The sequence below is a fragment of the Pedobacter sp. ASV12 genome (genome assembly GCF_016429155.1).
GTDB lineage: Bacteria > Bacteroidota > Bacteroidia > Sphingobacteriales > Sphingobacteriaceae > Pedobacter.
Window position 1 is genome coordinate 1 of the sequence record NZ_JAELUC010000115.1, and the last position, 8,528, is coordinate 8,528.

Here is an 8,528-nt window from a genome sequence, read left to right on the forward strand (position 1 = left end):
GGCGGGGCGGTTTTAAGCTGGCACCTCGTTGCTTAACCATTTAGGCATTAAGGTACATTTAGGCAAACAGCTATTTAAACGGCCCAAAAGCATTAAATATCAAGAAAGAAACCTATAAAGAGCCTTTTCATTCCCCTCCGCTGGAGGGGTGCCTGCAAGGCGGGGCGGGTTTAAGCTTGCCTCTAGCTTTGCTTAACCATTTAGGCATTTGGGTGCATTAGGCAATCGAAACTTCAACGATTTCGAATGTCTTACTTCAAAACAATTTCCGAATTGCTTTGGTGATTATTTAAACGAACCTTCGTGGTTCAACAATTTGAAATAGTCGTCGAGTTTGCCACCGATGGATTGCTCAAAAGATGCCTTTAAATCTTCGGGTTGCGGATGCTTGTTTTTCCACTTGGCAAAATAATCCTTAAAAGCCTGATCAACTTTCTCTTTGCCAATACTCGATTCGAGCATATAAAGCCAAATAGCGGTTTTGAAGTATGATACAATGCCATAATCGTCGGAAGTTTTAAAATCGGCTGCCGGTGTTTCTATGGCTGGGTTCATGGGCAGGGCATTGGCCATGGCGTTGTATACCGCAGCCTGAAATTGATCAACGGGCAAAGCCCTCACCTTATCTGGAATTTTATCACCAAAAAGCGAATTGTACCTGTACTTTTCGGCCTCGTACCTGAACTGAAAGTAAGTATTCAACCCCTCATCCTGCCAAGTGTGCATGCGCTCGTTGCTCCCAAGCATGCTCATGAACCAGTTGTGGCCAACCTCATGGGCAATGACCCCATCCAACGTTTCTTTCTTGGCATCCGGACTGGTAATTAGTGTAATAGTCGGATATTCCATACCGCCACTCGAGTTGTTTGCCGGGCCTTCGATGGCCTGTACAATTGGATATTCATATTCGCCTATCGATTTGCTGTAATATTTAACCGCATCTTTCACATCATCGATACTGTTTACCCAAAGCGAGTTCTTTTTATTGTGGTAATAGCTGAAAACATCAACCACCTTGCCCGAAACCAATTTGGCAGTATCGTATTGGATAACCAGGTCTTTATCGGCAAACCAGGCAAAATCGGGTACATTGTCAATCTTGTAGCTGAGTTTTTTGATATCTCCTTTTGCCGTGTAAAGCACAGGCGTATTGCCCCGGTTTAAAGCATTTTTTGCACCAATGGTTTTGTAGGCCTGTAGTTCGTAGGCATTTTGCAGAACGCCTGTGGCGCCCACTACATAAGCAGCCGGCAAGGTAATGTTAACCCTATAGTTGCCATATTCGCTATAAAATTCGCCCATATCCAAGTAAGGAAACTCGTGCCAGCCATTTTTATCGAACACCGCGGGCTTTGGATACCATTGCGTAACCATAAACTGGCTGTCGGCATAACCCGACCTTGAAAAATAAGATGGCAACAGCACTTTAAAATCGGTATGGATACTGATCGAATCCCCTGGCTTTAAAGGTGCAGGCAAAATCAGCTTTATCACATCGATATATTGCGGATTGGGATGTGACTCGGTTTTGGCCACCGTTCCGTTTACCTTAAAGTTAAGCCCTTCTAGGTTGCCATAGGTATATTTGTCCAGCTTTTTCTTCCTCGATTCGTCGTTCTTGATCTGCTGAAACAACGCCGTGTTTTCGTTTTTATAGGCATTGGGATAAAGATGAAACCATATAAAGTCTAGAGTAGACGGCGAATTGTTTTTGTAAACGATGATTTCTGATCCGCTAAGCGTTTTGGTAGCCGGATTCAGGCTAACATCAATGGTATAATCAACTTGTTGCTGCCAATAGGCATCCTGCGCAAAAACAGTAATTGAAAATAGGGAAATTAAAAGCGTTAAAGCAGTTTTGATCATAGGTTTTGGGTTAATATAGGTAGATGGTTAATCGGCGATTTTATATTCTTCTAATTTCCTGTACAAGGTAGTTAGTCCGATATTCAATAATCGTGCGGTTTCGGTTTTATTGCCTCTGGCATGGGCCAGTACCTTTTGGATGTGCAGTTTTTCTACGCTCTGCAGATCGAGGGCATTGGCAATAGGGCCATCTGCAAAAAACTCGTAAGGCAATTGACTGGCCTCCAGCGTATCGCCATTGGCCAGGATCACGAGGCGTTCCATTACATTCTTAAGTTCGCGCACATTACCTTTCCAACTGTGCTTGGTCAGTGCATCGATTAGTTTTTCGTCCATTTTTAACGCCGGCCGATTTACCTTGTTGGCAAACTCCTTCAAGTAAAATGTGGCTAGCATTGGAATATCCGCTTTGCGTTCTCTTAAAGCGGGCAAAGGAATAACAAATACCGAAAGTCGGTAATAAAGATCGAGCCTAAAGTGGCCCTCATCGGCTTGCGCCTTGAGGTTGCGATTGGTGGCGGCCAAAATGCGGACATTAACCTGGTTGGTGGTAGTAGCGCCTACTTTAATGAACGATTGATTTTCGAGCACGCGCAAGAGCTTGGCCTGCAGGTCGAGGTTCATCTCACCAATTTCGTCTAAAAACAGGGTGCCACCATTGGCTTCTTCCAACAGGCCTTTTTTGTCTTTGTTGGCTCCGGTAAAAGCTCCGGCCTTGTAGCCAAACAGCTCACTTTCGAGCAACTCGGCACTAAAACCGCTACAGTTTAGAGCTACAAAAGGTTTGTTTTTGCGTTGACTTTCGTAATGGATGGCCTGAGCAAATACTTCTTTTCCCGTACCCGTTTCGCCCAATAAGAGTACAGTGGTATCGGTTACGGCAACCTTCTCGGCCAAGCTAATGGCTTCCTTTATGGCTTTAGAGTTGCCCAATATGGTTTTAAAGCTATATTTGTTACTTACCTTACCCTCTAATTCATAAACGCGCAGCTGCAGTTCGGCTTTGGCAATGGCCTTGTACACCAAGGGAATGATCTTGTCGTTATCGTCGCCCTTGGTCAGGTAATCGAAAGCACCATTTTTAATGGCCAATACTCCATCGGCAATGGTACCATAAGCCGTAAGGTTGATGACTTCGACAAAAGATTTGAGCGATTTGATTTTTTTGACCAACTCTACACCATTGGCATCAGGCAGTTTCACATCGCTTACCACTACCAAAACTTCGTGTTGCGCAAGCATTTTAAGGCCTTCATTTGCGTTTTGCGCCTGTAAAACCACAAATCCTTCAAGCTCCAAAATCCTAGCCAAAAGGTTTCTGATCTTGATTTCATCATCGATGATGAGTACGGTTGGCCCCATAAATTCTAATTGATAAGGCAATATTAGGAAAATAAGGCGAAAGGTAAAAGGCAGAAGGGAAAAGGCGGAAGGTAATAGTTTTTAGGTAATGGTTAATAGATAATAGTTAATAGACCATAGCAAGCAACAGATGGAATAAGGCGAAAGGTAAAAGATGGAAGGTGGAAGGTGGAAGGCGGAAGGTAATAGTTTATAGACCATAGCAAGCAGCGGATAGGCTTAAAGTCTAACGACCAAAAGAATCTCTGAGCTAAGGAGGATCAACTATAGCCTAAACCTTCGTCCAAGGGCTAGTCGTCATCGGTTTTCTTTTTCTTTTCCAAAATAACAAATGCGCTTCTTTTTGGGGCAGGCATAACCGAATCTTCACCCTTAACCGATTTCCAAACCACTTCGTTCAGGTCTAAATCGGGAACCGAATCTTCTTTAGCAAAATTGAAAAACTCCGATCTTCGGCTACTTTCGTTGACCGCTACATTGCGTGTTTCCAAACTAATTAAAGGCTGGATGACTTTATAGGGCGTATAATCAGGTTTGTTGGTAAAACATTCGAACAAAGGCATGGCGCCTGCATCGTACTGGCTCATGGGCGGCAAACCTAAAATCAGTTCCATAGTTCTTAAAAACCCTGAGGTCGAATACATGGTATGGATTACGGCTTTTCGCTTTACATAAGGCCCAATCACATAGGCTGGCGAGCGGTGCGCATCAACATGGTCGGGGCCGTTTTGCGCATCATCTTCCAAAATAAACACAACCGATTCTTTCCAAATCGGACTATGCGAAAGATGTTCTAATATACGCCCTACGGCTAAATCGTTATCGGCTACCGCCGCTTGAGGTGATATTTTTCCTTTCTTTTGGCCACTGGTATGGTCGTTTGAGATACGCAACGTGCTGAACTGGGGCACAGCTCCGGCCACAACCAACGAATCGAAATCATGTTCCCAGGCATCGGCCCGTACCTGATCTGGAATATCCATGTTAAAACCTGGAGATTTAGGGCTCATGTGGCCTTGCAGCGATTTGATATTGGCCTTGCCGTACTCGCCAAACTCGCCATAACTTCGGTAGCTGATGCCTGCACGCTGACAATAATCCCAAATAAAACCATTTTTCGGATAGGTAACCGGACGGCCACCTTCGTAATTGGTCGTTCCGCCACGACCGCCATAGCTGGTTGGCCAGGTCTTTTCTACCACATCGGTGGCGTAAGCCGCCATGCTCCAGTTGTGTCCGTCGGCGCTTACTTCCGCATCGACGTAGAAATTATCGAGCAATACAAAATTTTCGGCAAGTGCATGTTGGTTTGGGGTTACTTTTCGGCCAAAAAGGGTAAGCGACGAATCGCCATTGCCTTGAGGCAGGTCGCCCAATACCTGATCGTAGGTTCTGTTTTCCTTAATAATGTAAAACACGTGCTTAATCGGCGATTTTTCGCCCTGCTTACGAGGAATAGGATTTCCGCTTTCGCCATCGGCCAGCTTTTCCTTCTGCGCCGTAAAGGGCGTGTTGGTATAAACCTGCTTGGTATAAGCCTTTAACTCGTCGGGGTTGGGTGTTTCGATAAAAGATAGCGTGCCTTTAAACAAACCGGCAATATATTGTAGCCTGCTGTTGGCGGTACTGCCCATCTGGTAGCCGCTGTTATCGGCCTTTGAAATAGGCTGTGGACCCTGTGGATTAGCCATTGAAGTATTTCCCTTGCCATTGGACACCAATATTTTGTTGCCCGCTACCTTTACACTGGTTGGATACCAGCCTACCGGAATAAAACCTTGGCTCTGGCTATTGCCGGCTTTGGCCACATCGAAAACGGCCAGGCAGTTGTTATCGGCATTGGCAATGTAAAGTGTCTTTTCATTGGCGCTCAAGGCTAGTCCGTTGGTGGTTGAACCGGTTAATTGCGTGGCATACAATGTAGTGGCGATGGTTTCGATTACCTTGCGCGTAGCGGTTTGAACTACCGAAACCGTATTGTCGTTGGCATTGGCCACAAACAGCAGGCTTCCTTTTTTATTGAGCAGCAACTCGTTGGGATGGTCGCCAACTTTAACCTGTTCGACAATGGCTTCTTTGGCCAAGTCGACTACGGCCACGGCTCTGCCCCCCCACAACGATACATACAAAACACTTTCGTCGGATGCCAAAACACAGCTATACGCAATGGCTGGCAACTGTATTTTCTTAAGGATTTTTTGCTCTACTGGGTTGATAATGTACAAACAGCTGTCTTCTTTGGTTACGGTATACAGTCTGTTGTTGGCCTTGTTTACCGCAATGCCAGCTGGACTGATTTTGGCTTTTGGCCAAACGGTACCAAGTTTAATCGTATCGCTTTTAACCAATTTGCCATTGGCGATGCTGAAATCCAATATCCAGTTGTCGTTGCCACCCGAAACATACAAGTGCTGTTCGTTTTTGCTGAATGCCAAGCCATACCAGGCCTTGCTTAACACTTTTTCGTCGCTAACCTGCTCTGTTTTAAGATCGATCAATTGTAGCGACTGGGTACTTTGGCCGTTATTGGTTACAGCCAGGAATTTGCCAGATGGGCTTAATTGGGTGTTCAGCGGCAAATCGCCCAAGGCTAAAGAATGACCTGCCGGACTTATTTTCCAACCGTTGGGTAAGAGAATCTGTTGGCTACCTGCTACTTTTCCTGGCCATTGGGCAAGTGCAGAGGCCGAAAAGCAAACAACAAAAGCAAGCAACGTGTATATTTTTTTCATGTTCTGTATAACTATGCTATAGGGTTAACTGGTTTTAACGTTAAAATTTGTTTTCGTTTAGCGTTGGATTTTGGCTGGCATTAACCTGATAAGTGTAAACCTTGTCGTTCTCGTCTACCTCTACTATACGATAACCCTTGTAGGCTGTACCCCAATTGCCACCAATGTGTGCATCGAAAAAATGGGGCAGCTTATCGGTATAAAAAACCGAATCGAGGCTATGGTCGTGGCCATGAAACACCGCTTTTACATTGGCATAGGCATGCAGCAGCTTAATCGTATCCGGGCATTCGACAAAAGGACTTTCTGGTACCCAAAAATGAGGCGGGATGTGCAAGACCACAAACACCGTTTTTAAATTTTTGAATTTTTCCAGCTCTTGCCTTAAAAAATCATTGTTCGGACAGATGTATTCGCCTTTGGTATTGGAAGTATTGGCCAAAACGATACCTACATTATTTTTTTGAATGGAGAAATTGTCTTCATAGCCAAAAACCGATTTCCACAACCGGGTATCGGCATGGTCGTGGTTGCCTGGCACGGCATAAAACGGCACTTTAAGTCGATCGTAATGTTCTTTTTTAACTACCGACAGCAGATCTGGCCTATCGTGTACCAAATCGCCGTTAATAATCACAAAGTCTAAAGGGTTTTGGTCATGGGCTTCATTCAGCCAACGCACAATATTGTCGTGGTGTTTTTGATATTCGGTATTGGGTTGGCCATAATGCCCATCTGATGCGATGGCAAAGCGCAACCTTGCTTTCCTTTCTGATTTGCGCAACAACCGCTGTGGCACATCGGCCAGCGAAGCTACGGATGGAACGATACTGGCAAGCACCGCAACGGCCATACTGCCCTTCAAAAAAGATCTTCTGTTCGACATGGGAAACGGTTTTAAAGAAAAGGCAATATTAGCTGATGTACACGGCCAAGCCTCATGAATTAGATTACCTTTTGGTTAATTTTTCGTCATGTAAAAGTTACGAAAATGAAAACCAAAAATGCAATTATGCTTTATTTCACCACCGCGATAGCCATCCCGTCGTATTCCTTGGCTCCTACGGTTTGCATAATGGTTGCTTCTACCTGCGTATTGCTGGCCAGTAGCTGGTTAAAACGCTGCACGCCTTTTACCCTTTCGTCGGTTGTATTTTCATCGAGCACTTTGCCTTCCCTGATTACATTGTCGCATATAATGACCGTACCGGGATGCGAAAGCTGCAGGGCCAACTCGAAATATTCGGCATAAGGCTGCTTATCGGCATCGATAAAAACAAAATCAAAAGCCTCTTCCTGATTGGCAATCAGCTCTTGCAATACATCCATGGCTTTGCCAATGCGCAGGTCTATTTGATGGCTGAGTCCTGCCTTTTCGATATTCTGCCTTGCGATGTTGGCATGGTGCGGATCAAATTCAACCGTAATTACTTGGCCATCGGCCGGAATTGCACGGGCCATCCAAATGGTACTGTAAGCACCCAAAGTACCCAATTCAAGCACCCGCTTGGCTTTGCTCATCAATAGCAACACCTGCAAAAACTTGCCTTGGGTTGGTGTTACGCTAATTTGGGGCATGGAGGCCTTGTCTAACGATTGAATGGTTTCTTGAAGCACCTTGTCTTCGGGTGCAACCAGGTTACTGATGTACTGATCTACTTTTTCGAATAATTGCTGATCCATAGTTGTGAATGGTTAAAATTGCTGGGGCCAAAATTTGCAACATTGCTGAAATTATACAACAGCCCAAGGGCTTTATTGTTGGATTCTTACATTATTTAAATTGCTGGATATAGGCTATCGATCAAAGGGCAGTTCTTTGGCCTTTCCGCTTTGGTGTTTGGCCTTGCTATGGCTTCCAACCCACAACCTTAGCCAGTTTATTGCTCTTCAGGAACTGGTAAACCTTAATGTTTTCCCAAACGATTATTTTGCCGTTAACATTTTTAATCGCCCTTATCTCCCCATCCTGCGATACGACAAAACCCAAGCTCTCTGGATGCTTTAGGCAATAGGAAAACATCGATTGGTGACGTGTGCCAAAATGCGAAGGCGCCATTTTAATCAATTTATTGGCAGGTTTTGAGGCATTGCTGATGTACACCAAATCGGGGTGGCCTTTTTCTGAAATTACCGCACCAAAGCCTTGTACCACCATTTGTGGCGAAAGCAGCACTAACCCGTCGACGCAGGTTAGCGACGACACGAAGCGCACTGCCCCGCTCAGCTCATTAAAACTGTCTTCAATATCCACTTCGCTCAGATTGTATTCTTCATGCAACTCGATCGGCATATCCTCGCCCCTTCTTTTAAGCGACTTGATGACCTTTTCCAAAGCTTCATTATCCATGACCGTTGTCAAAATATTCATGACAGCCGTTTGTATACGGTTATATTCGAGCTTGTATTTGATGTTAAGGTCGGCGCCCTGTCTCTTATACACATCTTAAAGGGGGGGGGGGGGGGGGGGGGGGGGGGGGGGGGGGGGGGGGGGGGGGGGGGGGGGGGGGGGGGGGGGGGGGGGGGGGGGGGGGGGGGGGGGGGGGGGGGGGGGGGGGGGGGGGGGGG

At 45.6% G+C, this 8,528-nt stretch carries 7 protein-coding genes; 1 reads left to right on the plus strand and 6 read right to left on the minus strand.

Going from position 1 to position 8,528, the window contains the following annotated elements; all coding sequences use genetic code 11:
- Window positions 1-285 precede the first annotated feature (285 nt).
- The 6 genes from JHD69_RS18030 to JHD69_RS18055 form a co-directional block, all read right to left on the minus strand.
- Window positions 286-1,866 (minus strand): M1 family metallopeptidase, encoded by a 1,581-nt coding sequence (locus JHD69_RS18030; RefSeq protein ID WP_199141738.1) that lies wholly within the window; start codon window positions 1,864-1,866, stop codon window positions 286-288.
- A gap of 27 nt (window positions 1,867-1,893) precedes the next feature.
- Window positions 1,894-3,228, minus strand: a complete 1,335-nt coding sequence (locus JHD69_RS18035; RefSeq protein ID WP_199141739.1) for a sigma-54-dependent transcriptional regulator — start codon at window positions 3,226-3,228, stop codon at window positions 1,894-1,896.
- Between the two features lie 290 nt (window positions 3,229-3,518).
- Window positions 3,519-5,960 carry a bifunctional YncE family protein/alkaline phosphatase family protein gene (locus JHD69_RS18040; RefSeq protein WP_199141740.1) on the minus strand — a complete coding sequence of 814 codons (2,442 nt, stop codon included), beginning with the start codon at window positions 5,958-5,960 and terminating at the stop codon, window positions 3,519-3,521.
- A gap of 40 nt (window positions 5,961-6,000) precedes the next feature.
- A complete protein-coding gene (locus tag JHD69_RS18045) occupies window positions 6,001-6,846 on the minus strand; it encodes a metallophosphoesterase family protein (protein WP_199141741.1) in 846 nt (281 codons plus the stop codon).
- Window positions 6,847-6,977: 131 nt separating this feature from the next.
- Window positions 6,978-7,643 carry an O-methyltransferase gene (locus JHD69_RS18050; protein ID WP_199141742.1) on the minus strand — a complete coding sequence of 222 codons (666 nt, stop codon included), beginning with the start codon at window positions 7,641-7,643 and terminating at the stop codon, window positions 6,978-6,980.
- 166 nt (window positions 7,644-7,809) lie between these two features.
- Window positions 7,810-8,331, minus strand: coding sequence for a hypothetical protein (locus tag JHD69_RS18055; RefSeq protein WP_199141743.1), 522 nt, complete (start codon window positions 8,329-8,331; stop codon window positions 7,810-7,812).
- Between the two features lie 9 nt (window positions 8,332-8,340).
- Here JHD69_RS18055 and JHD69_RS18060 point away from each other — a divergent pair.
- Window positions 8,341-8,528: hypothetical protein (locus JHD69_RS18060; RefSeq protein WP_199141744.1), on the plus strand; the 188-nt coding region annotated here is incomplete at its 3' end.

What these genes read in the sequence shown, in the direction of transcription:
- JHD69_RS18045 (WP_199141741.1), bottom strand. Translation starts at nt 6,846, where the DNA reads ATGTCGAACAGAAGATCTTTTTTGAAGGGCAGTATGGCCGTTGCGGTG.
- JHD69_RS18055 (WP_199141743.1), bottom strand. Translation starts at nt 8,331, where the DNA reads ATGAATATTTTGACAACGGTCATGGATAATGAAGCTTTGGAAAAGGTC.
- JHD69_RS18030 (WP_199141738.1), bottom strand. Translation starts at nt 1,866, where the DNA reads ATGATCAAAACTGCTTTAACGCTTTTAATTTCCCTATTTTCAATTACT.
- JHD69_RS18050 (WP_199141742.1), bottom strand. Translation starts at nt 7,643, where the DNA reads ATGGATCAGCAATTATTCGAAAAAGTAGATCAGTACATCAGTAACCTG.
- JHD69_RS18035 (WP_199141739.1), bottom strand. Translation starts at nt 3,228, where the DNA reads ATGGGGCCAACCGTACTCATCATCGATGATGAAATCAAGATCAGAAAC.
- JHD69_RS18040 (WP_199141740.1), bottom strand. Translation starts at nt 5,960, where the DNA reads ATGAAAAAAATATACACGTTGCTTGCTTTTGTTGTTTGCTTTTCGGCC.